The organism is Kribbella sancticallisti (assembly GCF_039530625.1).
Taxonomy (GTDB): domain Bacteria; phylum Actinomycetota; class Actinomycetes; order Propionibacteriales; family Kribbellaceae; genus Kribbella; species Kribbella sancticallisti.
Window position 1 is genome coordinate 166,825 of record NZ_BAAAOS010000064.1, and the last position, 23,891, is coordinate 190,715.

General features: G+C 68.5%; 26 protein-coding genes. 6 read left to right on the forward strand and 20 right to left on the reverse strand.

Going from position 1 to position 23,891, the window contains the following annotated elements; all coding sequences use genetic code 11:
- Positions 1 to 7: 7 nt before the first annotated feature.
- From ABD255_RS40385 to ABD255_RS40425, 9 genes are all read right to left on the reverse strand, one after another.
- Entirely contained in the window at positions 8 to 796 is a 789-nt protein-coding gene (locus ABD255_RS40385; RefSeq protein ID WP_344222127.1) for a pentapeptide repeat-containing protein, read from the reverse strand.
- Between the two features lie 28 nt (positions 797 to 824).
- Positions 825 to 1,946: a peptide chain release factor 2 gene (gene prfB / locus ABD255_RS40390; protein WP_344222128.1), complete on the reverse strand. Its 1,122-nt coding sequence runs from the start codon at positions 1,944 to 1,946 to the stop codon at positions 825 to 827.
- A gap of 232 nt (positions 1,947 to 2,178) precedes the next feature.
- Positions 2,179 to 2,610 carry a pilus assembly protein TadG-related protein gene (locus ABD255_RS40395; RefSeq protein WP_344222129.1) on the reverse strand — a complete coding sequence of 144 codons (432 nt, stop codon included), beginning with the start codon at positions 2,608 to 2,610 and terminating at the stop codon, positions 2,179 to 2,181.
- Complete coding sequence (locus tag ABD255_RS40400) at positions 2,607 to 3,062, reverse strand: hypothetical protein (protein WP_344222130.1); 456 nt, start codon at positions 3,060 to 3,062, stop codon at positions 2,607 to 2,609. Before ABD255_RS40400 ends, ABD255_RS40395 begins: the two co-directional genes overlap by 4 nt.
- Positions 3,059 to 3,412 carry a TadE/TadG family type IV pilus assembly protein gene (locus tag ABD255_RS40405; protein ID WP_344222131.1) on the reverse strand — a complete coding sequence of 118 codons (354 nt, stop codon included), beginning with the start codon at positions 3,410 to 3,412 and terminating at the stop codon, positions 3,059 to 3,061. The genes ABD255_RS40400 and ABD255_RS40405 overlap by 4 nt, the downstream gene beginning before the upstream one ends.
- A gap of 32 nt (positions 3,413 to 3,444) precedes the next feature.
- Entirely contained in the window at positions 3,445 to 3,648 is a 204-nt protein-coding gene (locus ABD255_RS40410; RefSeq protein WP_344222132.1) for a hypothetical protein, read from the reverse strand.
- A 14-nt stretch (positions 3,649 to 3,662) separates the two neighbouring features.
- Positions 3,663 to 4,601, reverse strand: coding sequence for a type II secretion system F family protein (locus tag ABD255_RS40415; RefSeq protein ID WP_344222133.1), 939 nt, complete (start codon positions 4,599 to 4,601; stop codon positions 3,663 to 3,665).
- Positions 4,598 to 5,458: a type II secretion system F family protein gene (locus tag ABD255_RS40420; protein WP_344222134.1), complete on the reverse strand. Its 861-nt coding sequence runs from the start codon at positions 5,456 to 5,458 to the stop codon at positions 4,598 to 4,600. Before ABD255_RS40420 ends, ABD255_RS40415 begins: the two co-directional genes overlap by 4 nt.
- Positions 5,458 to 6,735, reverse strand: a complete 1,278-nt coding sequence (locus ABD255_RS40425) for a TadA family conjugal transfer-associated ATPase (RefSeq protein ID WP_344222135.1) — start codon at positions 6,733 to 6,735, stop codon at positions 5,458 to 5,460. The genes ABD255_RS40420 and ABD255_RS40425 overlap by 1 nt, the downstream gene beginning before the upstream one ends.
- Positions 6,736 to 7,059: 324 nt before the next feature.
- On the opposite strand from ABD255_RS40425, the gene ABD255_RS40430 reads away from it, so the two are divergent.
- Both ABD255_RS40430 and ABD255_RS40435 read left to right on the forward strand, forming a co-directional pair.
- Positions 7,060 to 7,560 carry a SigE family RNA polymerase sigma factor gene (locus tag ABD255_RS40430; protein ID WP_344222136.1) on the forward strand — a complete coding sequence of 167 codons (501 nt, stop codon included), beginning with the start codon at positions 7,060 to 7,062 and terminating at the stop codon, positions 7,558 to 7,560.
- Between the two features lie 14 nt (positions 7,561 to 7,574).
- Entirely contained in the window at positions 7,575 to 8,840 is a 1,266-nt protein-coding gene (locus tag ABD255_RS40435; RefSeq protein ID WP_344222137.1) for a hypothetical protein, read from the forward strand.
- Between the two features lie 39 nt (positions 8,841 to 8,879).
- Here ABD255_RS40435 and ABD255_RS40440 read toward each other — a convergent pair whose 3' ends face one another.
- The 3 genes from ABD255_RS40440 to ABD255_RS40450 are packed head-to-tail and all read right to left on the reverse strand — an operon-like array spanning position 8,880 to position 11,484.
- A complete protein-coding gene (locus tag ABD255_RS40440) occupies positions 8,880 to 9,623 on the reverse strand; it encodes a GntR family transcriptional regulator (RefSeq protein ID WP_344222138.1) in 744 nt (247 codons plus the stop codon).
- 53 nt (positions 9,624 to 9,676) lie between these two features.
- Positions 9,677 to 10,450 (reverse strand): TIM barrel protein, encoded by a 774-nt coding sequence (locus ABD255_RS40445; protein ID WP_344222139.1) that lies wholly within the window; start codon positions 10,448 to 10,450, stop codon positions 9,677 to 9,679.
- Positions 10,447 to 11,484, reverse strand: a complete 1,038-nt coding sequence (locus ABD255_RS40450) for a Gfo/Idh/MocA family oxidoreductase (RefSeq protein ID WP_344222140.1) — start codon at positions 11,482 to 11,484, stop codon at positions 10,447 to 10,449. The genes ABD255_RS40445 and ABD255_RS40450 overlap by 4 nt, the downstream gene beginning before the upstream one ends.
- A gap of 119 nt (positions 11,485 to 11,603) precedes the next feature.
- Here ABD255_RS40450 and ABD255_RS40455 point away from each other — a divergent pair, with 119 nt between their 5' ends.
- The gene (locus tag ABD255_RS40455) at positions 11,604 to 12,596 is read left to right on the forward strand and encodes a LacI family DNA-binding transcriptional regulator (RefSeq protein ID WP_344222141.1); all 993 of its coding nucleotides are present in this window, start codon (positions 11,604 to 11,606) and stop codon (positions 12,594 to 12,596) included.
- Here ABD255_RS40455 and ABD255_RS40460 read toward each other — a convergent pair.
- Positions 12,587 to 13,621, reverse strand: a complete 1,035-nt coding sequence (locus ABD255_RS40460) for a LacI family DNA-binding transcriptional regulator (protein WP_344222142.1) — start codon at positions 13,619 to 13,621, stop codon at positions 12,587 to 12,589. The two genes, ABD255_RS40455 and ABD255_RS40460, sit on opposite strands and share 10 nt — an antisense overlap.
- Positions 13,622 to 13,716: 95 nt before the next feature.
- On the opposite strand from ABD255_RS40460, the gene ABD255_RS40465 reads away from it, so the two are divergent.
- Both ABD255_RS40465 and ABD255_RS40470 read left to right on the forward strand, forming a co-directional pair.
- On the forward strand, positions 13,717 to 14,856 hold the full coding sequence (locus ABD255_RS40465; RefSeq protein ID WP_344222143.1) for a phytanoyl-CoA dioxygenase family protein: 1,140 nt from the start codon (positions 13,717 to 13,719) through the stop codon (positions 14,854 to 14,856).
- Positions 14,857 to 14,870: 14 nt separating this feature from the next.
- The gene (locus ABD255_RS40470) at positions 14,871 to 15,872 is read left to right on the forward strand and encodes a Gfo/Idh/MocA family protein (protein ID WP_344222144.1); all 1,002 of its coding nucleotides are present in this window, start codon (positions 14,871 to 14,873) and stop codon (positions 15,870 to 15,872) included.
- A gap of 5 nt (positions 15,873 to 15,877) precedes the next feature.
- On the opposite strand, the gene ABD255_RS40475 is transcribed toward ABD255_RS40470, so the two are convergent.
- Positions 15,878 to 16,579, reverse strand: coding sequence for a CTP synthase C-terminal region-related (seleno)protein (locus ABD255_RS40475; RefSeq protein ID WP_344222145.1), 702 nt, complete (start codon positions 16,577 to 16,579; stop codon positions 15,878 to 15,880).
- A gap of 75 nt (positions 16,580 to 16,654) precedes the next feature.
- On the opposite strand from ABD255_RS40475, the gene ABD255_RS40480 reads away from it, so the two are divergent.
- Positions 16,655 to 17,584 carry a LysR family transcriptional regulator gene (locus ABD255_RS40480; protein ID WP_344222146.1) on the forward strand — a complete coding sequence of 310 codons (930 nt, stop codon included), beginning with the start codon at positions 16,655 to 16,657 and terminating at the stop codon, positions 17,582 to 17,584.
- On the opposite strand, the gene ABD255_RS40485 is transcribed toward ABD255_RS40480, so the two are convergent.
- From ABD255_RS40485 to ABD255_RS40510, 6 genes are read right to left on the reverse strand one after another with little or no spacing between them, the layout of a single operon-like run.
- Positions 17,525 to 19,021: a CoA-acylating methylmalonate-semialdehyde dehydrogenase gene (locus ABD255_RS40485; RefSeq protein ID WP_344222147.1), complete on the reverse strand. Its 1,497-nt coding sequence runs from the start codon at positions 19,019 to 19,021 to the stop codon at positions 17,525 to 17,527. The genes ABD255_RS40480 and ABD255_RS40485 overlap by 60 nt on opposite strands.
- Positions 19,018 to 19,899, reverse strand: coding sequence for a sugar phosphate isomerase/epimerase family protein (locus tag ABD255_RS40490; protein ID WP_344222148.1), 882 nt, complete (start codon positions 19,897 to 19,899; stop codon positions 19,018 to 19,020). Before ABD255_RS40490 ends, ABD255_RS40485 begins: the two co-directional genes overlap by 4 nt.
- Positions 19,896 to 20,912 carry a Gfo/Idh/MocA family protein gene (locus ABD255_RS40495; RefSeq protein WP_344222149.1) on the reverse strand — a complete coding sequence of 339 codons (1,017 nt, stop codon included), beginning with the start codon at positions 20,910 to 20,912 and terminating at the stop codon, positions 19,896 to 19,898. The genes ABD255_RS40490 and ABD255_RS40495 overlap by 4 nt, the downstream gene beginning before the upstream one ends.
- Entirely contained in the window at positions 20,909 to 21,790 is an 882-nt protein-coding gene (locus tag ABD255_RS40500; protein ID WP_344222150.1) for an ATP-binding cassette domain-containing protein, read from the reverse strand. Before ABD255_RS40500 ends, ABD255_RS40495 begins: the two co-directional genes overlap by 4 nt.
- Positions 21,787 to 22,830 (reverse strand): ABC transporter permease, encoded by a 1,044-nt coding sequence (locus ABD255_RS40505; protein WP_344222151.1) that lies wholly within the window; start codon positions 22,828 to 22,830, stop codon positions 21,787 to 21,789. Before ABD255_RS40505 ends, ABD255_RS40500 begins: the two co-directional genes overlap by 4 nt.
- 5 nt (positions 22,831 to 22,835) lie before the next feature.
- On the reverse strand, positions 22,836 to 23,831 hold the full coding sequence (locus ABD255_RS40510; protein ID WP_344222152.1) for a sugar ABC transporter substrate-binding protein: 996 nt from the start codon (positions 23,829 to 23,831) through the stop codon (positions 22,836 to 22,838).
- Between the last annotated feature and the right edge of the window lie 60 nt (positions 23,832 to 23,891).

Sequence of the window (23,891 nt, forward strand, 5' to 3'; positions counted from 1 at the left end):
GATCGGCTCAGGCGGCGCTGGTCCAGTGTGACGGCCGGATCAGCGCCGCAGGCAGGTTGGTGGCGTCGTCGCCGCGGGCCGCGTTCACCTGGGACTGGGTGAGGAACAGCGCGCCGGTGAGATCGGCGCCGCGCAGGTCCGTGTCGCGAAGGTCTGCGCCGATCAGATCCGCTTGCCTCAGATCGGCGTCGCGCAGGTCTGCCGCGATCAGGTAGGCACCGCGCAGGTTCGCACGGTGGAGGTCCGCACCTCGGAGCTTGGCCCCGAGCAGGTCGGCTCCGCGGCGGTCCTTCTTCTTCTTTTGCTTGCCACGGACCAGTTCGCTGGTCTGCAGGAGCAGCTCATTGACCTTCTCGCGCTCGGTCGGCAGATCAACGGTGGCGACGTCTGTCAGCGTGAGCTTCTCGACCTGGTCGCGGCTGCGCCGCAACTCGGCATGGATCGGGCGCGTCTGCTCGAGCTCCAGTGCTTCGGTCAGATACCAGAGCAGTTCGTGCAGTTGCCGCATGATCGGCAGCGCCTCGAACATCTTCTGACCCGGCTGCTCGCGCCAACTGGTGCCGGCGAGCTTCGAGATCTTCTGGCCCGCGCCGAAGCAGTCGTAGACCGTGCAGCCCCGGAAGCCCTCCTGGCGGAGCTTGCTGTGGATGCCGCAGCGGAAGTCTTCCTGAAGGTTCGGACAGGCGTCGCCCGCGTCCTTGTCGATCGCGAAGTCGGCGGACTTCGAGAAGGTCAGGGCGACGCAGCAGAGCCCGAAGCAGCTGCCGCAGTCCGCTCGGAGGTCTTCTCGGATCACGACTACCTGTACGACCGCGTACGCAGTACTAGTTCTGCTCGGCGGCGGTCTGGCCGGTTCGGCGCCAGCGGATGCCCGCCTCGATGAACTCGTCGATCTCGCCGTCGAACACGCCGCTGGTGTTACCGGACTCGAAGAGCGTCCGCAGGTCCTTGACCATCTGGTACGGGTGCAGCACGTAGGAGCGCATCTGGTCGCCCCACGAGCCCTGCACGTCACCGCGCAGCGCGTCGATCTCGGCCCGCTCCTCGGCCTTCTTCAGCGCGAGCAGCTTCGCCTTCAGGATCACCATCGCGCTGGCCTTGTTCTGCAGTTGCGACTTCTCGTTCTGGCAGGAGACCACCGTGCCGGTCGGGATGTGGGTGATCCGGACCGCCGAGTCGGTGGTGTTGACGCTCTGACCACCCGGACCGGACGACCGGTACACGTCGATCCGCAGTTCTTCCTCGGGCACGTCGATCTCGTCGGTCTGCTCCAGCACCGGGACCACCTCGACCGCGGCGAACGAGGTCTGCCGGCGGCCCTGGTTGTCGAACGGCGAGATCCGGACCAGCCGGTGGGTGCCCGTCTCCACGCTCAGCGTGCCGTAGGCGTACGGCGCCTTGATGCCGAAGGTGGTCGACTTGAGCCCGGCCTCCTCGGCGTACGACGTGTCGTAGACCTCGGTGCCGTAGCCGTGCCGCTCGGCCCAGCGCAGGTACATCCGCTGCAGCATCTCGGCGAAGTCCGCGGCGTCGACGCCACCGGCGCCGGAGCGGATCGTCACCAGCGCCTCGCGCTCGTCGTACTCGCCGGACAGCAGGGTGCGGACCTCGAGGGACTGGATCAGCTTGGCGACCGAGCCGATCTCCTTCTCCGCCTCGGCCAGGGTCTCGGCGTCGTTCTCCTCGCGGCCCATCTCGACCAGTACGCCGAGGTCGTCGATCCGGCCGCGCAGCTTGGTGACGCGCTCCAGGTCGGCCTGCAGGCTGGACAGCCGAGACGTCACCTTCTGCGCGTTCGCCTGGTCGTCCCACAGGTCGGGCGCGGCGACCTGCTCGCCGAGGTCGGCGATTTCTCGGCGCATGCCCTCCAGATCGAGAACTTTCTCGATCGAGGTCAGGGTTGCGTCGAGTTGCTTCAGGTCAGCGTCGAAATCAGGTCCAGCCACAACCAAGCAGCGTACCCGCTCAGCGTGCCGCGCCGGAATTCACCGCCTCAGGACGCCGAGATCGGCCGACCACGAACTGTAGTCAACTGAGCGGCTACGGAAGGATCGCGTCGATGTACCCGCCGTCGACGCGTACTGCGCCACCGGTGGTCGCGGACGGCGGTGCTCCTTCACGAACTGCCGCTGCGCCTCGCCCCGGGGCACCCGGCCGATCCTGCCGCACCCGCCAGGCTCAGCGGATCGGTACTACGGCTGCCGCGTCCGTGCCGATGTCGGCGCTGCCTTGCCAGCCGGGTGGTTCGAAGGGGAGGTCGACGGACGAGGTGAGCCGGACGGTGACCGTGGTGCCGGTGACGTCGGCTGACCAGTCGAGCCCGGTGAAACGGTTGCTCGCGTCAACGGAATCGAGGTACTCCGCGGTCAGCCGGCGGGCCTGGTCGGGATCGAGCTGGGCGTTCTCGCCCGCGCCCGGCTGGGCGTAGATCGCGGCCAGCCCGTTGGCCGCGGCCAGCACCGCGCCGTCTGCGGTGGCGTCGAGATCCCGGCGGACCAGGAACACCTTCGAGATGTCCGTGACCACCACGATCATCAGCAGGATCACCGCGGTGAACCCGATGATCAGCACGGTCATCTGCCCCCGCTCGTCCTTCCCCCGGCCTTTCATCCGTCCCCCTTGGCTTCCCGATAGTCGCCGTAGGGCTCGGTATGAGAAGCACTGACCTGTACTGCGGGCCGCTCGCCGCCGAGCGCTTCGGGGATGAACGGGAGCGGCACCTCGGTGCCCAGCTCGACCGTGACGGTAGAACCCGGCTCCAGGCAGGCCGGACTGCAGGTGATCTTGAGCTCGCCCGACCGCAGCTCGACGCCCTGGTCCTTCATCGCCAACCGCGCGGCCTCGAACGCCCGCTCCTGCGCCTCGTCCTCGGAGAGCCCGGCCGGCACGATGATGAATGCCCGCCCGGCCGCCCGGGCCGCCGCCGTGGCGCCGTACGAGGTCCGCTGCACGTCGAACACGGCGAGCATCACGTAGATCAACGGCACCAGCAGCAGCACCGCCAGCCACGAGAACTCGACGACCGCACTCCCCCGCTCGCTCCGCCGCCGGCGCCTGCTCATTCGCCGGTCTCCTTGATGGCGTGCCCTTCGACGGTGAAGTCGATGCCCGGTCCCCACAGGCCGAGCGGCGGCATGTGCGCCCTGACGATGACCACAACGCCCGGTTGCCCGTCGACATCCGTCGCCTGGGCCTCGATCGAGTCGACCAGCCCGTCGCTCGCCACCCCGTCGACGAGTTCGCGCGCCCGCGCCTCCCCGTCACCGGGCTCCCGGTTCAGCACAGCCGCGTAGTGCGCCCCCTCCGACGCGGCCGCGGTCACGGTGTTCCGCACGTACAGGAACAACCCGACCTGCAGCACGCCGAGGAACAGCGGCACCACCAGCACCGACACCAGCACGAAGTCGACCACCGCGGCTCCCCGCTCGCCGCGTCGCGGGCACGTCATTTGCCGGAGACGGAATCCAGGGCCTTTTTCAGCATGGATTCCAGCTGCGGGCCGGCGACGGCCATGATCCCGACGACCAGACCCGCGGTCATCACGGTGATCAGCACCCAGCCGGGAACGTCCCCACGCTCCCTGCGGGCCGGCTGCGGGATCAGCAGCGGCTTCAGTACCAGCCTGGTCAACAGCAACGACAACGACATGGCATCTCCTCAGTTCATCCGGCGATCAGCCGGATCCCGACAACGCCCGGATAGAAGGCGAAGGCGATCGTCACCGGGAGCACGAGAAACACCACCGGGACCATCATGGCAACTTCCCGGCGCGCGCCGGATTCGATCAGTTCACGCCGGCTGGCCTCACGAATGTCCCCGGCCTGAGCCCGCAGTACGTCGGCCAGCGGGGTTCCTCGCTCGATCGCTACCGCGAGCCCGTCAGCGAAGCGCGTCAACGCGACCAGCCCACTGCGATCCGCCAGGGCGTCGAGCGCGCGCACCAACGGATCACCCGCCCGGGTCTCGGCGAGCACCCGCTGCAACTCGTCGGCCAGTTCGCCGCGACAGGACCGAGCCACCCGATCGAGCGCCGCGGCAGGACCTTCGCCGGCGGCCACCGACAAGGCCAGCAGCTCGGCTACGGTCGGCAGCTCAGCCAACAACCGTCGCTCGCGGCGTCTCACCTGGCTGGTCAGGTAGGTATCCCGGGACAGCACTCCCAGCACTCCCAGGACCCCGCAGAGCACGAGCAGACCCACTGGATTGCCGGCGCCGGACGACAGCGCGACCAGGGCGATCAGCAGCCCCACCCCGAACCCGGCCACGCCCCACAGCAACTGCTCGATCCGGAATTCCTCAACGCTGCGGTCGATCCCGGCCCGGGCCAGCCGACGCCGGACCGAGGTCGCACCGCCGAGAATGCGCTCCAGCCGGATAGCTCCGGCCCGCAACGACGGCCCGAACAGCCGAACGATCGCGTAGAACGGTGAGCCGGAACTGACCACGCCGTGGAACACGTCCGTGCCGTCGATGTCTCGCAGGTACGGCCCGATCCGTTCGTGCGCGGACGGCTTGCGCAGGAACGGCAGCCGCCGCACGACCAGCAGCAGACCCGCTCCGAACGCTGCGCCGAGCAGCGCACCCAGCACCAGCGGACTCATCGCAGCACCCGCTCAGGCTCGGGAAGCCGGCCGATCCGCAGCATCACCCGGTAGGCGATGACGCAGACGACCGCCCCGACCGCGATGATCAGCGCGCCGACCGGCGAGTTGTAGCGCTGGATCACGTCGCCCTGGAACGACAGCATCGCCAGCACCAGCCAGGGAGCAGCCACCGCGACCCGCGCACCGTTGACCGACCAGGACTGTCGCGACTCCAACTCCGACCGGGTGCGCGCGTCGTCGCGCAGGAAGCTCGACAACGAGCGCAGCAACCGGCCGAGGTCACCGCCACCCACTTCGCGCGCGATGCGCAGTGCCTCGATCACCCGGTCACCGACCGGATCCGCCAGTCGCTCCTTCAGGCGGTCCAGCGAGTCGGCGAACCGTCCGGTCGAGGCGTAGTCCGCGCCGAACCTGCGGAAAGGCTCGCGCAGCGGCAGTGGCCCGCGCTCGCCCACCTGAGCGAGCGCCTCGGACAGGGACAGCCCCGCCCGCACCGCCGACGAGATGTTGTCGACCACATCGGGCCACAGCTCGCGGAACTCCGCCAGCCGCTTGCGCGCCCGGCTCTTGAGCAGAGCGACCGGAAGCCCGCCGGCCATCACCCCGAAGACCAGGCCGATCGGCAGGGTTGCCGAGACCACGAACATGCCGATGGCGGCGACCACGCCCGTGATCACGCAGACGCTCATGAACCCCGCCGGGGTCACGCCCTCGACTCCCGCCCGCGCGAGCAGATCCCGGCTGCGCGCGGTCAGCAGCCCTTCCTGCCGGGGCTTGTCGTCCGGGGGCGCGATGAACGACCAGATGACCAGCAACACTCCGATGCCGAAGAGCAACCCGAGAACGAGTCCCATCAGTTCACCCCGCGCGGCAACTCGGTCAGCAGCCCGGCCGGCGAGTAGCCCGCCTGCTGGAACCGCTCGGGATGCGGCAACTGCCCCTCGGCCCGGCGCAACTGACCGTCGAAGGTGGTGAACAGCGTCTCCGTCTCGATCGCCTGGTCCTCGATCCGGCCGCTGACGGCGACGATCTCGCGGACCCGCCGCTGCCCGTCGCCGGCGATACCGAGATGCACCACCAGATCGACGCAGCCGGCCACCGTCGGCAGCACGAACCGGGAGCCGATGTTCTCCCCGGCCAGCAACGGCAGCGTGCACATCTTGGTCAGCGCCTCGCGCGCCGAGTTGGCATGGATCGTGCACATGCCGGGAAGTCCACTGTTCAACGCCAGCAGCAGATCCAGGCACTCCTCGCCGCGGACCTCACCGACGATCACCCGGCTCGGGCGCATCCGCAGCGACTCCTTGACCAGGTCACGCAGCCGCACCTCGCCGGTGCCCTCGAGCCCGGCCTGCCGGGTCTGCATCGAGACCCAGTCCGGGATCGGCAGCTTGATCTCGAAGACCTCCTCGCAGCTGATCACCCGCTCGCTGCCCGGGATCGACCCGGCCAGCGCGTTCAGCATCGTGGTCTTGCCCGCCTGGGTGCCGCCGGAGACGAGGATGTTGAGGCCGCAGGCGACGGCCGCGTCCAGCACCGCGGCCGCGTGCGGCGTCAGTGAACCGAGCGCGACCAGGTCGGCGAGCCGGGTCGCCCGGACGGTGAACTTGCGGATGTTGACCGCCGCGTACCGCTGGGTGATGCCGCCGAGCACGATGTGCACCCGGCTGCCGTCGGGCAGCCGGGCGTCGGTGAACGGCTGGGACACGTCGATCCGCCGGCCGGTCGTCTTCAGCATCCGCTCGACCAGGTCGCTGACCTCTTCCTCGGTCAGCACGGTCGTGGTCAGCTCGTGCCGGCCGTCCCGGGCGATGAACACCCGGCTCGGCTCGTTGATCCAGATCTCCTCGACCGCCGGATCGTCGAGATAGCGCTGCAGCGGCCCGAACCCGGCGACCCGGTCGTGCACCTCGCGGCTGACCGCCTCCAGATCGCCGATCGGCGGCACGATCCCGGTCAGGCTGCGCTCGTCGTACTCCTTCACGACGGTCGCCACGATCGCGTTCACCGCGCCGGGGTTGCGGAGCGGATCGATCCCCTCACGGCGGACCAGGTCGCGCACCTGAGCGTCGATCAACTCGACGGCGCTGCTCCAGCCGGACCGGCGCGGGGCAAGTCTGTCGGCTGTCATCGTCTCCCCGTGAGTGTCTCGTCCGGCGACCTGGCGGTCACCCTGAGCGACATCCTTTCAACCCGGGGTCCACCGGCGCCAACCCACTCCCGGCTGCCTGTGGATAACCGTCGCACAGGAGAGGTTCACCGACCGTATCCGTCCGCTCACCCGCAGGGCCACTTCGTTGCACGTTGTTGCAAGCCTCTTGACACCCGTACGACCCTGCTTGCCGGACCGAGGAAGACGAGGAGCCTCTCGGTGAGGAGACTCGGGAAGTCATGGTGTAACGCCGGAGCCCGGGCAGGGCGTCGAACAGGGTGAGACCACGACGGAAAGGCAGCGATGAGACCGACGACGGACGATTTCGAGGAGTTCGCCAGAGCGCGAACACCTCATCTGTACCGGACGGCCTGGTTGCTGGCCGGGGATCGGCACCACGCCGAGGACCTGGTCCAGGAGACGCTGGCGAAGATGTACCGGGCCTGGCGCGGGCTGCAGCGGATCGACAACCCGCCGGCGTACGCGCAGACCGTGCTGGTGCGGACGTTCATCTCGCAACGCCGGCGGCGCAGCTGGACCGAGCAGCCGACGTCGAGGCTGCCGGAACGGGCCGAGCGACCCGGGGACGTCGATCTGCGGGTGGCCTTGCAGAGCGCGCTGGCCGAACTCGCCCCTCTCGATCGTGCGGTGCTGGTGCTGCGGTTCTTCGAAGATCGCAGCGTCGAACAGGTCGCGCTCGATCTCGGCAAGAACGCCGGTGCGATCAGGACCAGGACGTCGCGGGCGCTGGATCGCCTTCGCCTCGTGCTGGGCGATGACGCCGTCCACCTGATCGCTCTCTGACCGAAGGAATCCGGATGAACAACCTGAACGACACCCTGCCCGACCTGATGCGCCGGGCCACCGAGAACCTCGAGCCCGAGTCCACCGACCTGGTCGAACGCGGCATGCGCCGCGGTACCACCCTGCGCCGCCGCCGTACCGCCCTGTTCAGCGTCAGCGGCGCGACCGCGGTACTGGCGACGGCCGGCGTCATCGTCACCGGCACCCAGGTGCTCGGCAACGCCCCGGCACCGGCTTCTGGTCCGCCGTCGAGCACTGTGGCCGCCCCCAAGACAGAGGCCGCCAAGCAGCCGACGCAGAAGGAGACACTCGAGACGCTGGTCACGCTGTTGCCGGCTCACTTGAAGGTCCAGAAGACGGAGGTCTGGGGTGACGCCTGGGGCAACGGCGCAGCCGTCGTCGTCGACGACGGCAAGGGAGCGTCGAAGCTCTCCATGAGCATCAGCTCGAACGACGGAACCTGCCTCCAGCCACAACCCGTCGACTGCAAGCGCCGCGCCGACGGATCTCTCATTTCCGTCCAGACCGACGATCCCACCTTCAGCAAGGACAACAATCCTGGCGGCGTCCTGCGGAACTCGGTCCTGGTCACCAACAGCGCGGGCGGATCGATCAGCTTGATGAGCTTCAACGCCCTGGAGGAGAAGGGGGCCGAGCGCTCCCGCCCGAAGCCGGCGCTCAGCGTCGCCGAGCTCACCGCGATCGCGGACAGCAAGCTCTGGAGGTTCCCGCCGAAGCAGGCGGTGCCGACCGCAGGTCCCGACAAGCCCGCGCCCAAGGATCCTGGTGCCGGGAGGCCCGGCGTACCGGCCCGGCAGACCCTGCAGACGCTCAAGAAGGTGCTGCCGAGCGGCCTCCAGGCCTCTCAGCCGACCACCTGGGGCGGTGGAGCAGAGGGCTTCAACGGCGCCGCCTACCTGGTCAACGACGGCAAGGGATTGTCCCGGGTCGACGCCTTCGTGACCTACGAGGTGCCTGTCACCAAGTGCGAGCCGGAGCGAGCGACCACGACCTGCAAGGTCCGCTCAGACGGTTCGGTGGTCGGCACGACGAAGGAGGCGCCCATGTACGCCGATGCGCGGCAGGCCAAGGACGGGGTGCTCCAGAACCTGGTGCAGATCCACTACCCGGACGGTCGCACGATCACCCTGTCGAGCTACAACGCCCCCGCGGAGAAGGGCATCACGCACACCCGCGTGAAGCCGGCACTCAGCACGGACCAACTGCTGGAGATGGCGGGCAACAAGGGCTGGAAGTTCCCGGGCACCGGTAAGAAGTAGGACCTGCCCTCGTCCGTCGCGGATCTTCTGAGGGGTGGATCAGCGGTGGACGAGGGTGTGCTCGAAGGCGTAGCGCGACGCGCGGAACAAGTGGGATCCGTACTCCACAGCGCGACCGTGGTCGTCATAGGTGATCCGAGTGGTCGCCAGCAGCGGAACGCCCGGCTCTTCCATGAGGAGCCGGGCTTGTTCCGGTGTGGCGGGCTGGGCGGAGATGGTCTGGTGTGCAACCTTCAGGCGCACTCCCTCGGCCCTGAGCAGCTCGTAGAGGCCCCGCTCGGCAAGGGTGTTCGGGTCCGTGTCGAGCATCTCCGGGGGTAGCCAGTTGCGCATGAGGGCCAGTGGTTCGCCGTCTGCTTTGCGGAGGCGCTCCAAGCGCAGTACGCGGTCTCCTTGCTCGCACTGCAGGGCCGCGGCGACGTCCGCGCTTGCCGGCGCGATGCCGAAGCGCAGTACTTCGGTCTCTGGTTTGCGGTGAGCGGCCGAGAGGTCGTCGTACAGGCTGGTGAGCTCCAGCGAGCGCCGCACCTGGCCGGAGTTGCCCACCACCTGGGTGCCGACACCGCGCTTGCGGACGAGCAGGCCCTGATCGACCAGCCGGGCTATCGCCTGGCGGACCGTGGGACGGCTCAGTCCGTAGGCCTCCGCGAGGTCCACCTCGTTGCTGAGCCGGGAACCGACCGGGAGTTCGCCGCCCTGGATCGCCGCCTCGAGCTGTTGCGCGAGCTGTACGTGAAGCGGGGTGCGGCTGGTGCGATCAACGCTGACCTGGACGGTGCTCATGGGCACATCTTGGGGTGTCCAGGGCGCACCGTCGAGTCGGAGTGCGGATTTGATCAGATCTCTTCGTTTGTGAAGGCGTCCCGGAACCGGCGCAACGCGAGGTCGCTGTCGCTGTGAGCAAAGGCTTCCAGGCCCACCGTGCCGGTGTATCCGATCCTGCGCAGCGCCCGCGCGATCGCCGGATAATTGATCTCGCCGGTGCCCGGCTCACACCGCCCCGGGACGTCCGCGACCTGGATCTCGCCGATCTCGGGCAGGGTTTTCTCCAGCAGCGCGATCAGGTTCCCCTCGCCGATCTGGGCGTGGTACAGATCCAGCATCAGCTTCAGGTTCGGATGGCCGACGGCCTTCACCAGGGCATGGGTGTCGGCGGCCCGGGCGAACGGGACGCCCGGATGATCGACCGCGGTGTTGAGGTTCTCGAGCACGAACATCACGTCGTTGCGCTCACCGAGTTTCGCCAGCTCCGTCAGCGTATTCGCTGCTGACAGCCACATCTCCCCACTCACCTCGTACTGCGGTACGCGGGGCAGGCCGCCTTCGCCCAGTTCGGTGCCGTGCAGGTTCAGCCGGGGGCAGTTCAGCGCCTTCGCCACCTCGATCGACTGCTCGGCCGTCTTCAGCAACTCGTCCTGGTCGAACGTGAGCGACCCGCTGATGTATCCCGTCATCGACGAGAAGGTGGCACCGGTGTTCTTGAGCGCCTCGATGTCCTTGCTGGTGTGGTCCCAGATCTCCACGTCGAACCCGGCGGCGTGGATTCGCTCGACGCGTTCGACCAGCGGCAGGTCGGTGAAGACCATCTCGGCGCAGACCGCGAGCCTCATCGCGTGGCGTCCAGCTTGATCGGGCGGCCTTCTTCGTGGGACTGCATCGCGGCGAGCGCGACCGCGAGAGCGCGGCGCGCATCCTCACCGGTGACCGGCGGCGGCGCGTTGCCGCGGACCGCCTCGGCGAAGTCGGCGAGCTCCTGGGTGTACGCGTCGACGAACATCTCCTCGTCGCTCCTGAGCGTCTGCCGCTGGATGCCGTGCTCGTTGTACTGCCGCATCGGCGTGCTCGCGTGCCGGCCGGCGGTGACCATGCCCTTCGAGCCGAACACCTCACCGCGGACGTCGTAGCCGTAGAGCGCGGAGAAGTTCGCTTCCGCGACGGCGATCGCGCCGTTGTCGAAGGTGATCATCACGACCGCGGTGTCGATCAGCCCGGAATCCTTGAACTCCGGGGCGACCAGTGCGTCGGCCTTGGTGTAGACCTCGATCGGCTCGGCGCCGGGGTTGAGCCAGAGCAGCGTGTCGAAGTCGTGGATCAGGGTCTCGCGGAAGATCGTCCAGGGCTTCACGTTCGCGGCGTTGGCCAGACCTGCCGGCCAGCCCGGATCGCGGGTGAGCGAGCGCATCAGCTGCGGAGTACCGATCTCGCCGTCCACCACGGCCCGGTGCGCTGCCGCGAAGTCGGCGGCGAAGCGCCGGTTGAATCCGACCTGGAACACCACCCCTGCCTGCTGGGTGGCGGCGATCGCGCGATCGATCTCGTCGAGCGTGAGCGAGGCCGGCTTCTCGCACCAGACGGCCTTGCCCGCCTCGGCCGCCCGGATGATCAGCTCGCTGTGCGCTGCCGCGACCGAGGTGATCAGGACGGCGTCGATGTCGGGATCCTTCAGCACGTCGTCGATCTCGGCCGCAGGTCTCGCGTCGTACTTCGCGGCGAGTGCCTGCGCGACGTCCTCCCTGGGGTCGACCACCGCCGCCAGTTCGGCACCCGGAACCCGGCGGGCCAGGTTCCCCGCGTGCATGGTGCCGATCCGGCCGGCTCCGACCAACGCGGCCCGAACCACCCGCAAACCATGATCTGTGCGCATCTCCGCCCGCCTCCCGTGAAAAGAAACTAGAACTAGAGCGCTCTAGTCACGGGCTAGCGAACACTGCTTGGATAGCACTCGTCAAGACTCGATCTCGCACGGGAGACAGGGAGCCTGGGATGAGCCGCCCGACCATGGAGGACGTCGCCGCTCGCGCCGGCGTCTCCCGCGCCCTGGTCTCCATCGTGTACCGCGACGCCCCGGGAGCCAGCGACGCCACGCGCGCCCGCGTCCTGGCAGCAGGCGAAGCCCTCGGCTACCGCCCGGACCACCGCGCTCGGTTGCTCGGCCGTACTCGCACCAGGTTGCTCGGCGTCACCTTCGACGTCCAGCACCCCTTCCACGGCGACCTGATCGAGGCCCTGTACTCCGCTGCCGAGTCAACCGAGTACGACCTGGCTCTGAGCGCGGTAGCTCCCTCGCGGGCCGAGACCCGCGCCGTACAGTCGCTCCTGGACTATCGGTGCGAGGCCCTGATCCTGCTGGGCCCTCGGCTGTCTCGTGCAGCGCTGGCCGACCTGGCCACGCACCAACCAGTCATCGCCGTTGCACGCAAGGTGAAGGCGACGGGCGTGGACGTAGTACGGACTGACGACGCTGCAGGTGCTCGGCTGGCCGTGGAGCATCTCCTTGCCCTGGGCCACCGGTCGATCCTGCACGTTGACGGCGGCAAGTCCCCCGGCGCCGCCGAACGCCGTACCGGCTACAAGTCGGCTCTGCGCCGCGCAGGCCTGAGGCCGGTGGTCCTCCCAGGCGGACCCACTGAGGACGACGGCGCCCGCGCCGCCAAGTTCATCCTCGACGACCACCCAGAAGCCACCGCGGTCACCGTCTTCAACGACCGATCAGCCGTCGGCCTGCTGGACGCTATCCGTCAATCCCCGCGCGAGGTCCCCACCGACCTCTCGATCATTGGCTACGACAACACCAGCACTGCAGCCCTGTCCCACATCAACCTCACGACCATCGCCCAGAACACCCCTGCGCTGGCCACTGAAGCCCTCACCACCGCCCTGGCTCGCCTGACGGACACTCCTCATACCCCCACCACCGTCATCCCGCCGACGCTCATCCCCCGAGGCACTACCGCCCCACGGTCGGCTCAGTCATGAGGTGTTCGAGTGGGGAGGTTGTGCGGGGTGATCGGGTGGATGTTGGAAGGCAGCGAGTGCGGGGCGTTCGGGAGCAGGTGGTGTGACTGGAGGAGGGCTTGGCAGGCGCGACGGAGGTCGGTGGGCAGGTCGTGATGGAGGACCAGGGTGAGTGCGCCGGAGCGGAGTAGGGCGTGGTTGTCGGGGTCCAGGTCGTGGGCGATGAAGCAGCGGTAGGGACGGTTCAGAGCGGCGAAGGCGTCGACGATGGCGTGGTTGCCGCCGCCGATGGAATAGACGGCATTGATGGTGGGGTCGGTGCTGAGCGCGGCCAGGGCCAGGCCGTGCATGGTGGTGTCGAGGCCGTCGGTGTTGTTGAGCTCCACCAAGGAACGCTCGGGGGCCAGGCGGCGGAGCGCAGTACGGAAGCCCATTTCTCGTTCTTCCTCGCCGCGGAAGGTGTCGCGGCTCAGTGTCACCAGGACATTGCCCGGGGCATCGCCGAGCCATTGGGAGATGAAGTACGCCGCTGTGGCGCCCGCGGCACGGTTGTCGATGCCGACGTAGGCGGCTCGGCGGCTGGTGGGCAGGTCGGTCGCCAACGTCACCACCGGGATTCCTGCAGCAACCAGGCGGTCGACGGCCTCTACCACCTCCGGTTCGTCGGGGGCCTTGAGGATGACGCCCTGCGAGCCGCGACGCCGTACCAGCTCCAAGGTGTCGACCATCGCCGGAGCCGACGCGGTCTCGTCGAGGGCGAAGCGGGCGCGGATCACGGCGGGGCGCAGGCCGGGCAGCTCACCTTCCAGCGCCGCGCGGACGGCGCCGGAGAAGCGGGCCGGGGCCTGCATGACGAGGTCGATCACGAAGGTGCGGCCGCCGAGGCGGAGCTGGGACCGCTGGCGGTCGAGATCGCGGATCGCCTGCTCGACCTGCCGCTGGGCGCGAACGCTCACGCCGGCCCGGCCGTTCAGCACCCGGTCGACCGTGGTCTCGCTCAGCCCGGCCTGTACCGCGATGTCCCGCACCCGGTACGCACGCCCCACGAGACCTCCTGGCGAAGACGGGTTTTTGACGGATTTCAGGTGTACCGATTCCACCAGTCAAGCACCAGGCTGAATGACAACGAGAGGAGCTACCGATGACTTGGCTGAACCCCGAGGACGCCCACCTGGACGACCTGCTGAAGGTGCTCGACGACCGGACCGACCCGGCCGACTACCCGTTCGCGGACACGATCGAGCAGCAGGTCCCGCTGTACGACGCCGCCCGCCTCCGCAAGGAGGATCCCGCCGAGGTGCAGGCCGAGTTCGCCAAAGCACTCAGCGAGGGACCGGGCATCATCGTGCTGAAGGGTGCCTTCGGCAAGGACGTGGTCGATGCCGGCACCGCCGAGTTCAACCGGATGATCGAGGACCAGCACCGGTCCGGCACGGCCGCGGGAGACCACTTCGCCAAGCCCGGCGCCAACGACCGGGTCTGGAACGCGCTGGAGAAGCTGGCGCTCCGGGCCCCCGAGGTGTTCGCTGCCTACTACGCGAACGACCTGCTCGCGCTGGTCGCGAAGGCGTGGCTCGGACCGGCGTACCAGGTCACCTCCCAGGTGAACGTGGTGAATCCGGGAGGTGAAGGTCAGACCGTCCATCGCGACTACCACCTCGGATTCCAGTCGAACGAGGTCGCGGCTCAATACCCTGCTCATGTGCACAAGCTGTCCAGCGTGCTGACGCTGCAGGGCGCGGTCGCGCACTGTGACATGCCGGTCGAGAGCGGGCCGACGCTCTACCTGCCGCACTCGCACAAGTACGAACTCGGCTACCTGGCCTGGCGCAAGCCCGAGTTCGGCGAGCACTTCGTCGCTCATCACGTGCAGTTACCGCTGGCCAAGGGCGACGCGGTCTTCTTCAATCCGGCGCTGTTCCACGCGGCCGGCAGCAACCACTCGACCGACATCTTGCGGATGGCGAACCTGCTGCAGATCTCCTCGGCGTTCGGCCGCGCGATGGAGAGCGTCGACCGGGTCCGGATGGCGGTCACGCTCTATCCCGTACTGCGTACGCTGCGGCAGGATGACGCCTTCGATCTGGACAACGTCATCGCCGCGAGCGCCGAGGGCTACGCTTTCCCGACCAACCTGGACCGGGACCAGCCGATCGGCGGGCTCGCTCCACCCACCCAGGCCGACCTGGTCCGCCAAGCCCTCGCCGAGGACTGGCCGGACGACCGTCTGCAGCAGGCCCTCGACGAGCACGCCGTACGCCGCCGTACGGAGAACATCTGAGCAAGGGAGAACGCATGGAACCGCTTCGCATCGGCATTCTCGGAGCCGCCCGGATCGCGGGCAGGGCAATCGTCGAACCGGCCCGCCTGACCGGCGCCCGCCTGGTCGCCGTCGCCGCCCGGGATACCGACCGGGCCGCGGCGTTCGCCGCCGAGCACGGGGTGGAGCGGGTCCATGCCGGTTATGACGACGTCATCAACGATCCCGAGGTGGAGGCGATCTACAACCCGCTGGCCAACGGCCTGCACGGTCCGTGGAACCTGAAGGCGATTGCCGCGGGCAAGCATGTGCTGACCGAGAAGCCGTCGGCCAGCAACGCGGCCGAGGCCGCGCAGGTCCGGGACGCCGCGCGCGAGCAGGGTGTCGTGGTGATGGAGGGCTTCCACTACCTGTTCCACCCGGTCACGCGGCGGCTGCACGAGCTGCTGGGCAAGGGCGAGCTGGGAGAGCTGCAGCACGTCGAGACGACGATGGTGATGCCGCCGCCGGACGACGAGGACCCGCGCTGGTCCCTGGCACTTGCCGGCGGCGCAGTGATGGACGTCGGCTGCTATGCCCTGCACGCGCAGCGCATGCTGGCTCCCTGGGGTGGCGGCGCCCCCACGCTGGCCAGCGCCCGTGCCGGCGAGCGCAAGCGTCTGCCTGGCGTGGACGAGTGGCTCAACGCCGACCTGGTCTTCCCGAACGGCGCGACTGGCGCAGTACGGACCAGCATGGCGGCGGAGGAGGTCGACTTCAGCTGCCGGATCATCGGCACCCGGGGCGAGGCGTTCGCGCCCGGCTTCGTCCTGCCGCACACCGACGACCGGGTCGTGGTGACGACGAAGGAAGACAACTGGGTCGAGCAGCTCGGCCGCAGGTCGTCGTACACCTACCAGCTGGAAGCCTTCACCGCCCACCTCCGCGAAGGCACCCCGCTGCCCATCGACGCGGACGACGCCGTCGACACCATGGAGCTCATCGACGCCTGCTACCGCGAGGCCGGCCTCCAGCCCCGCCCGATCTCCACCCTCTAGCTGTACTACGCCGCTACCGCGGCGGTCGCCCGCGCGAAGGCCTGCACGATCGGGTGCGGCCTGGTCGCGTCACCGGCCAGCTCCGGCTGGAACAGCGTGGCCAGGAAGAACGGATGGGTCGGCAACTCGGCGATCCTCGGGTCGCCGTCGTTGTCGAAGGCACTGAACACGAGCCCGTTGTCCCGCAGAACATCCAACCGGGTGGAGTCCAACCCGTAGGAGCAGTGATAGCGCTCCACGGAACGCTCTGTGCCGAGTATCGACGCCGCCAGCGTGCCCGGAGTGATGTGCACCGCGCCCTCGTGCCCAACGAGCGAACAGGCGAGCGGCACGATCAACAGGTCGTCGGCATCGGGCGAAGTCTCCCCGTGCTGGGCGTGGGTCGCACCGCAGACGTTGCGGGCGAACTCGAGGACAGCGTGCTGGAAGCCGGCGCAGGTCCCCAGGAACGGAACCCCGTTCTCCCGCGCCCAGCGGACGGCGGCAATTGCGCCGGCCTCGCTCTCGTACGGGCTGCCGGGCAGCAACCAGATCCCGTCGAAGCCGGCCAGTTCGTCAGCGTGCTCAGTCGGCACCCAATACACGTCCAGGTCCAACTGTTCCCGGTCGCGCAGTCCATCCAGAAGTCCCGGCACTCGCGCATGCGAGCGGACGTGCGGCGAACGATCACCGACGAGAGCGATCCGGGCGGTGTGAGCAGAGGTCATGCGTTCATCGTGGGCCCACGATGAGATCAGCGCCAACGATGATCTCTACACACCCGATAAGCAATACTGATCGGCGTGGATCCCCATCTGCTGCGTACCTTCGTGGCGGTCGCCGAGTCCGGCTCGTTCTCGACGGCCGCGGCGAACCTCGGCTACACCCAATCCGCCGTCTCCCAGCACATCGCCGCCCTCGAGAACGACCTCGGTACTGCGCTGCTACAGCGGCGCCCGGTGGCTCCCACGGCAGCAGGCGAGCGCCTCCTCGAGCACGCGGCCCCGATCCTGCTCCGTCTGGACGCAGCCCGCGCCGACGTACTCCGTGCCACCGGGGAGGCGCCGGGCTCACTCATCCTCGGCGCGACTCCCCTGGCGGCATCACCGGCTCGCGCACTGACCGAACTGCGCAGGAGCACGCCCGGTCTGGACGTCACCCTGGTGGTCGCCGGGCGTGAAGCAGTCGCCAGGGGCGTCGCCGCCGGGGAGCTCCACCTCGGCCTGGTGGACGGCGTTGCCGCGCCCAGCGATCCGCTCAGGTTGTTCGACACCGGCGCGCAGCGGACCACGGCTATCGCTCACGAACCACTGATGGTCGCGTTCCCCCACGACCATCCACTGGCCCGGCGCAAGCGGCTCAGCTTGCATGACCTCGTCGATGCGCGGTGGATCGACGCCCCGGAGATCGCCGCCCCACTGGACGATCTCCGGGCCGCCACCGAGACGGACGGGCTCCGCGCCTCAATCACCTATTCAGGCACGGACACCCGCACCCTGCTCGCACTGGTTGCCGCCGGCCACGGTCTCGCAGTACTGCCGGCGTCTGCCGCGGCCGGCGTCGCAACGGTGGCCGCCGTGGCCGTGGAGTCGCCCCGGCTTGTCCATCGCACGGAACTCCTGCACGGCCACATCGACGGATCGGCCGCAGCGGCACTGGCCGCGGTACTGGGGTCAGTCGTGGGTGGGGAAGCCCAGGTTCAGGCCACCGTGGGACGGGTCCAGCCAGCGTGAGGTGATGACCTTGCCGCGGGTGAAGAAGTGCACGCCCTCGACGCCGTGGGCGTGGCTGTCGCCGAACAGGGAGTTCTTCCAGCCGCCGAAGGAGTAGTAGGCCATCGGGACCGGGATCGGCACGTTGACGCCGACCATGCCGACCTCCACCTCGGTCTGGTAGCGCCGGGCGGCGCCGCCGTCGTTGGTGAAGATCGCGGTGCCGTTGCCATACGGGTTGGAGTTCACCAGGTCCAGCGCCGCGTCGTACGACGGGACCCGGACGACCGAGAGCACCGGGCCGAAGATCTCGTCGGTGTAGATCGACATGTCCGGGGTGACCTTGTCGAACAGCGTCGGGCCGAGCCAGAAACCGTCGTCACCGCCGTCGAACGGACCCTCGCGACCGTCGACGGTCAGCTCCGCGCCGGCCTCGACGCCGGCTTCGACGTACCCCACGACCTTGTCGCGGTGCGGGCCGGTGACGAGCGGGCCCATGTCGCAGCCGCGGGTGCCGTCGCCGGTCTTCAGCGTCGCCATCCGCTCGCGGATCTTGGCGATCAGGTCATCGGCGACGGGCTCGACCGCGACCAGCGCGGAGATCGCCATGCAGCGCTCACCGGCCGAGCCGAAGCCGGCGTTGACCGCCGCGTCCGCGGCCAGGTCGAGGTCCGCGTCAGGCAGCACGACCATGTGGTTCTTCGCGCCGCCGAGGGCCTGCACGCGCTTGCCGTTCCTGGTGCCGGTCTCGTAGACATAGCGCGCGATCGGGGTCGAGCCGACGAAGGAGACGGCCTTGATGTCGGGGTGCTCGAGCAGCCGGTCGACGGCCTCCTTGTCACCGTGCACGACGTTCATCACGCCGTCCGGCAGCCCGGCCTCCTTCCACAGCGAGGCCACCGCGTTCACCGCGGACGGGTCCTTCTCCGACGGCTTGATCACCACGCTGTTGCCGCAGGCGACCGCGATCGGGACGAACCACATCGGCACCATCGCGGGGAAGTTGAACGGCGAGATCACCGCGACCGCGCCGAGCGGCTGGCGGATCGAGTAGACATCCACGTTGGTGGAGACGTTCTCGCTGAAGCCGCCCTTCATCAGGTGCGGGATGCCGCAGGCGAACTCGACCACTTCCAGGCCGCGGGTCACCTCGCCGAGCGCGTCCGACAGCACCTTGCCGTGCTCGGCGGTGATCAGCGCGGCGATGTCCTCCTTGCGCTCGTTCAGCAACTCGCGGAAGGCGAACAGCACCTGCGCGCGCTTGGTGAGCGACGTGCGGCCCCAGGCCTTCGAGGCGTCGTGGGCGACCTTCACCACCTCGTCGACAGTCGCGGCCGAGGCCAGATCCAGCTCGCCGGTCACCTCACCGGTGGCCGGGTTGTAGACCTTGCTGGTGCGTTCGGAGACTCCCGTCCACGGGGTTCCGCCGATCAGGTGGGTGATTCGCTCAGTGCTCACAGCTGCATCCCTTGCTTCATCAGTCTTGCGTCATCAAAAAGGCAGGTGATCTTCTCCCGCATGAACGTGCTCGACTCCCGGGCGCGTTCCTCCCAGGCGAAGACGCAGGCGGTGATGGTGCCGTCGAAACCGGCCGAGGCCAGGCTCGCGAACAGCTCGTCGAAGTCGACCTCACCCTGGCCGATGTCCAGGTGCTGGTGCACCCGGACGGTCGAGCCGGGCGGGTTGACGATGTAGCGCAGCCCGGACGACCCGGTGTGGTCGAACGAGTCGGCGATGTGGAGGTTGGTGAGCAGGTCACCGGCGTACCCGATGATGCCCGGGGCGTCGTTGCCCATGTGGAAGGTGTGCGGCGCGCAGTACAGGAAGCTGACCAGCGGGCTGTTGATGCCGCGGATCAGGTCGATCGCGGCCTTGCCGTCCTCCTCGAAGTCGTCGGGGTGCGGCTCGAGCACGAGTCGCACTCCTTCGGCCTCGAAGACGGGCAGCAACTCCTCCATCGAGCGCCAGAACTGCGACTCGCTCCGGGCCGCCTGCTCGGGCCGGCCGTTGAACTCGGAGTTCATCACGTCCACGCCGAGGTCGGCGGTGATCCGGATCGCGCGTTTCCAGTACCGGACCGCCGCCTGCCGCTCGTCCTCGTCGGGGCCGGACCACTTGTACAGCGGCAGCACCGACGAGACCCCGACCCCGGCCTTGCCGAGTTCCCGCTTGAAGGCGGCGACTCCCGCGTCGTCCACCCTGGCGTGGTTGAAGAACGGCAGGAAGTCGTCCCGCGGGGACAGCTCCAGCCACTCGTAACCGAGCGACGCCACCAGGGCCGGCAGCTCCAGCAGCGGAGTACTGCGGAACATGTAGGGGTCGAGGCTGAGTTTCACCCGAACACCTCGCTACGGCTCACCATCTCGACCTCCACCGGACGGCCTTCCTGCAGAGACTGCACACCGGCGGTGCAGACCGCGGCGGCCGCATAGCCGTCCCAGGCCGTCGGACCGTCGATCTCGCCCTTCGCCGCGGCGTTCACCCAGCGCTGGACCTCGATGTCGTAGGCCAGCCCGAAGCGGACCCGGAAGTCGTCCGGCACCGCACCACCCCAGTGTCCGGCCTGCTTGGTCAGCACGTCGACCCCCAGGCCGATGGTCGCGCTGCCCTTCTCCGCGACGGCCTCGCAGCGGACCTCGTAGCCGACCTGGAAGTTCACGAAGACCTCCACGTCGGCCATCGCGCCACCGGCCATCTCGAACACCGCCAGCTGCGGGTCGAGCACCCCTTCGCCGACCAGGCTGGTCGGCTTCGGGGCGTGCACGGTGATCCGGGCGATCTCATCGTCGAACAGCCAGCGGGCGACGTCGACCTCGTGCACCAGGGAATCGCGCACGATCATCTCGCTGCGGAACGTCTCCGGGACCGTCCTGTTCCGGTGCACGTTGTGCAGCAGCAGCGTCCGCCCGAGCTCCCCGGAGTCCAGCAACCGCTTCAGCCCCGCGTACTCCGGGTCGAAGCGGCGCATGAACCCGACCTGGATCAACGGCCGACCGACCTTGTGCTCGGCCTCGACCACCCGCAACGACGACTCGGTGTCCATCGTCAGGGGCTTCTCGCAGAGCACCGGCTTGCCGTGCTCCAGGCACGCCATCAACTGCTCGGCGTGCGCGAAACCGGGGGAGGCGATGATGACCGCGTCCACCTCGGCGTCGCCGATCAGGGCCTGGGCGTCACCGATCACCCGGACCCCGTCGAGCGCCGCGGCCAGCGCGGTCGCTCGCTCGGTGTCCGGGTCGGAGACAGCGACCAGCCGGGCGCCCGAGATCCGCCGGGCGACCCGCTCGGCATGGTCGGCGCCCATCATCCCGACGCCGATGATGCCGATCCTGAGGTCGTGCTGTGTCATGTGCTCTCCAGTGGGGATTCGATCCGGACCGGGCCCTCGCTGCTGGCCGGGCGCACCACCGTCCCCGCTTCGATACCGCGGAGCTCGTGGCTGAGCGCCTCCAGCTCGGAACCACCGGCCATCTCGTTGGTGAGCTGCTCCAGGGTGATGTCGGCGCGATGCGTGTCGAGCGCGACCCGGCCCAGCTTGAGTACGACGAAGTGGTTCCCGACCAGGTAGGCGTGGTGCGGGTTGTGGGTGATGAAGACGACGCCGAGGCCGGCGTCGCGGGCCTTGACGATGTACTTCAGCACCACGCCGGACTGCTTCACGCCGAGTGCGGCGGTCGGCTCGTCCAGGATCAGCACCTTCGCGCCGAAGTAGATCGCCCGGGCGATCGCGATGCACTGGCGCTGACCGCCCGACAGCATCCCGACCGGCTGCTCCAGGTTGGGGATCGAGATCCCCATCTTGGTCAGCTCCTCGTGCGCGATCTTCTTCATCTTCGCCGCGTCCAGCATGCCGAACGCCTTCGTCAGCTCGTTGCCGAGGAAGAAGTTCCGCCACACCGACATCAGCGGGGCGAGCGCCAGGTCCTGGTAGACGGTGGCGATCCCGCTGTCCAGGGACTCCCGCGGCGAGCTGAAGGTGCGCCGCTCGCCGTTGACCGACAAGACGCCGTCGGTGTGCTCGTGCAACCCGGCGATGATCTTGATCAGCGTCGACTTGCCCGCGCCGTTGTCCCCGAGCACGCAGGTGATCTCGCCCTGCCTGACCGCCAGCGAGACACCCCGCAGCGCGTGCACGTTGCCGTAGCTCTTGCCGACTTCTTCCAGGTGGACGACGGGCGTGGTCGGACTGCTGCTGGCCTCTTCCGCGAACTTCTCGGTGGTGCTCATCTCAGATCCGCCCTCTTCTTGACGACGAGGTTGACGATGGTGGCCAGCAGCAACATCACGCCAAGGAACGCCTTGAACCAGTCGGCGTTCCAGCCGGCGTAGACGACGCCGAGCTGGGTCATCCCGAAGATCAGCGCACCGATCGCCGCGCCCACCACCGAGCCGTATCCACCGGTCAGCAGACACCCGCCGACGACGGCCGCGATGATGTAGATGAACTCCTTGCCGACACCTTCGCCGGACTGCACGCTGTTCTGGGTGAAGAGCAGGTGCATGCCGGAGAACCAGGCGAAGAAGCCGACCATCATGAACAGGCCGATCTTCACCCGCTTCACCGGCACACCGACCGCCCGCGCGGCCGCCGCGTCGCCGCCGACGGCGAAGATCCAGTTGCCGATCCTCGTCTTCAGCAGCACCCAGCTACCCACCACCACGAAGAGAATCCACCAGACCACCAGGATCTTGACGTTGACGGAGCCGATGGTGAAGTCGGAGGCGAAGACCTTCCGGCCCGACTCGAAGCCGTCCATGTCGCTGATCGACGTCGAGGAGACCGTGCCGGACAGCACCCGGGTGACACCCAGGTTGAGTCCCTGCAGGATGAAGAAGGTGCCGAGCGTCACCAGGAAGCTCGGCAACCCGGTCCGCATCAGCAGCCAGCCGTTGAACGCGCCGACGGCCAGCATGACCAGCAGGGAGACCAGGACGCCGACCCAGACGTTGGTGCTGAACTGGTAGGCGAACAGCCCGCCGGTCAGGCCCGCGGTGGTCACCGCGACACCGGCCGACAGGTCGAACTCGCCACCGATCATCAGCAACGCGACCGGTACCGCCATCACGCCGATCAGCGCCGCGTTGTAGACGATCGTGCCGCTGGCAGCCACGTCGCGGAACGTCGGCGCCGTGATCAGGAAGAACACCAGGACGACGATCGCACCGACCAGCGATCCGATCTCCGGCCGGCTCAGCAACCGGGCGCCGAGTGAACGTGTCGAGACGCGGTCGTCGACCGACGACGGCGCCGTCAGGGTGGACGCCATGGCGATCAGCGGGTCCCGTTGGCGGCGAACTTCTCGACCGCGGCGACGTTGTCCTTGTCGATGAACGCCGGGCCGGTCAGAGTGGCCTGGCCACCGCCGATGGTGTTGCCGTTGGTCTTGTACAGCCACAGGCTGTCGACCGCGAGGTAGCCCTGCAGGTACGGCTGCTGGTCGACGGCCCACTGCACGTCACCGGACTTGATCGCGCCGACCAGTTCCTTGTTCGTGTCGAAGGTGCCGACCTTCGCGCTGGACCCGGCTTCCTTGACCGACTTGACCGCCGCCAGCGCGAACGGCGCGCCGAGGGTGACGATGTAGTCGACGCTCTTGTCCTGCTGGAGCTTCGACGTCATCGTGGTCTGGCTACCGGGCATGTCGGTGCCGGTGATGTAGATGTTCTCCACGGCCGGGAACTTGTCCTTGACGCCCTGGCAGCGAGCTTCCAGACCGACGTGGCCCTGCTCCTGGATGACGCAGACGGCCTTCTTCGCGCCGAGCTCGGCGAGCTTGGAACCAGCCGCCTGACCGGCGATCCGCTCGTCCTGACCGAAGTACCCGAGCGCACCCGCCTGCTTCCAGGCCTCGATGCCACCGTTGAGCGCGACGACCGGGATGCCGCCGTCGGCCGCCTTCTTCACGTTCGCCTGCATCGCGTCCGGCTTCGCCAGCGTCACGGCGATACCGTCGACCTTCTGGTCGATCGCCGTCTGCACCAGGTTGGCCTGGTCCGCGCCCTCGGGAGCACCGGAGTACTGCAGCTCGACGTTGTCCTTCGCGGCCGCCGCCTCGGCGCCCTTGCGGACCAGATCCCAGAACGTGTCGCCCTGCTTGGCGTGCGTGATGAACGCGATCTTCATCCGCGGTGTGTCCGCCACGTTGCCGGCCGCGCCGCCGGAGTTCTCCTCCTCCTGCTTGCCGCCGGAGGAACTACAAGCACCCAGCGCCGCGACCAGCACGAGCGCCGCCCCCGTGGCCACCGCCTTCTTCTGCCACCGAACCATGACTACAACCAGCCTTTCAGACGTTCCGCGGTAACGCCGCGGCGTGTGGGTGTGACCATG

Bases quoted from the DNA above. Each gene is read 5' to 3' on its own strand.
- ABD255_RS40415 (WP_344222133.1), bottom strand. From the start codon at position 4,601: ATGAGTCCGCTGGTGCTGGGTGCGCTGCTCGGCGCAGCGTTCGGAGCG.
- ABD255_RS40505 (WP_344222151.1), bottom strand. From the start codon at position 22,830: ATGGCGTCCACCCTGACGGCGCCGTCGTCGGTCGACGACCGCGTCTCG.
- ABD255_RS40425 (WP_344222135.1), bottom strand. From the start codon at position 6,735: ATGACAGCCGACAGACTTGCCCCGCGCCGGTCCGGCTGGAGCAGCGCC.
- ABD255_RS40470 (WP_344222144.1), top strand. From the start codon at position 14,871: ATGGAACCGCTTCGCATCGGCATTCTCGGAGCCGCCCGGATCGCGGGC.
- ABD255_RS40455 (WP_344222141.1), top strand. From the start codon at position 11,604: ATGAGCCGCCCGACCATGGAGGACGTCGCCGCTCGCGCCGGCGTCTCC.
- ABD255_RS40430 (WP_344222136.1), top strand. From the start codon at position 7,060: ATGAGACCGACGACGGACGATTTCGAGGAGTTCGCCAGAGCGCGAACA.
- ABD255_RS40495 (WP_344222149.1), bottom strand. From the start codon at position 20,912: ATGACACAGCACGACCTCAGGATCGGCATCATCGGCGTCGGGATGATG.
- ABD255_RS40410 (WP_344222132.1), bottom strand. From the start codon at position 3,648: ATGTCGTTGTCGTTGCTGTTGACCAGGCTGGTACTGAAGCCGCTGCTG.
- ABD255_RS40420 (WP_344222134.1), bottom strand. From the start codon at position 5,458: ATGGGACTCGTTCTCGGGTTGCTCTTCGGCATCGGAGTGTTGCTGGTC.
- ABD255_RS40450 (WP_344222140.1), bottom strand. From the start codon at position 11,484: ATGCGCACAGATCATGGTTTGCGGGTGGTTCGGGCCGCGTTGGTCGGA.
- ABD255_RS40435 (WP_344222137.1), top strand. From the start codon at position 7,575: ATGAACAACCTGAACGACACCCTGCCCGACCTGATGCGCCGGGCCACC.
- ABD255_RS40510 (WP_344222152.1), bottom strand. From the start codon at position 23,831: ATGGTTCGGTGGCAGAAGAAGGCGGTGGCCACGGGGGCGGCGCTCGTG.
- ABD255_RS40465 (WP_344222143.1), top strand. From the start codon at position 13,717: ATGACTTGGCTGAACCCCGAGGACGCCCACCTGGACGACCTGCTGAAG.
- ABD255_RS40400 (WP_344222130.1), bottom strand. From the start codon at position 3,062: ATGAGCAGGCGCCGGCGGCGGAGCGAGCGGGGGAGTGCGGTCGTCGAG.
- ABD255_RS40440 (WP_344222138.1), bottom strand. From the start codon at position 9,623: ATGAGCACCGTCCAGGTCAGCGTTGATCGCACCAGCCGCACCCCGCTT.
- ABD255_RS40500 (WP_344222150.1), bottom strand. From the start codon at position 21,790: ATGAGCACCACCGAGAAGTTCGCGGAAGAGGCCAGCAGCAGTCCGACC.
- ABD255_RS40475 (WP_344222145.1), bottom strand. From the start codon at position 16,579: ATGACCTCTGCTCACACCGCCCGGATCGCTCTCGTCGGTGATCGTTCG.
- ABD255_RS40395 (WP_344222129.1), bottom strand. From the start codon at position 2,610: ATGAAAGGCCGGGGGAAGGACGAGCGGGGGCAGATGACCGTGCTGATC.
- ABD255_RS40445 (WP_344222139.1), bottom strand. From the start codon at position 10,450: ATGAGGCTCGCGGTCTGCGCCGAGATGGTCTTCACCGACCTGCCGCTG.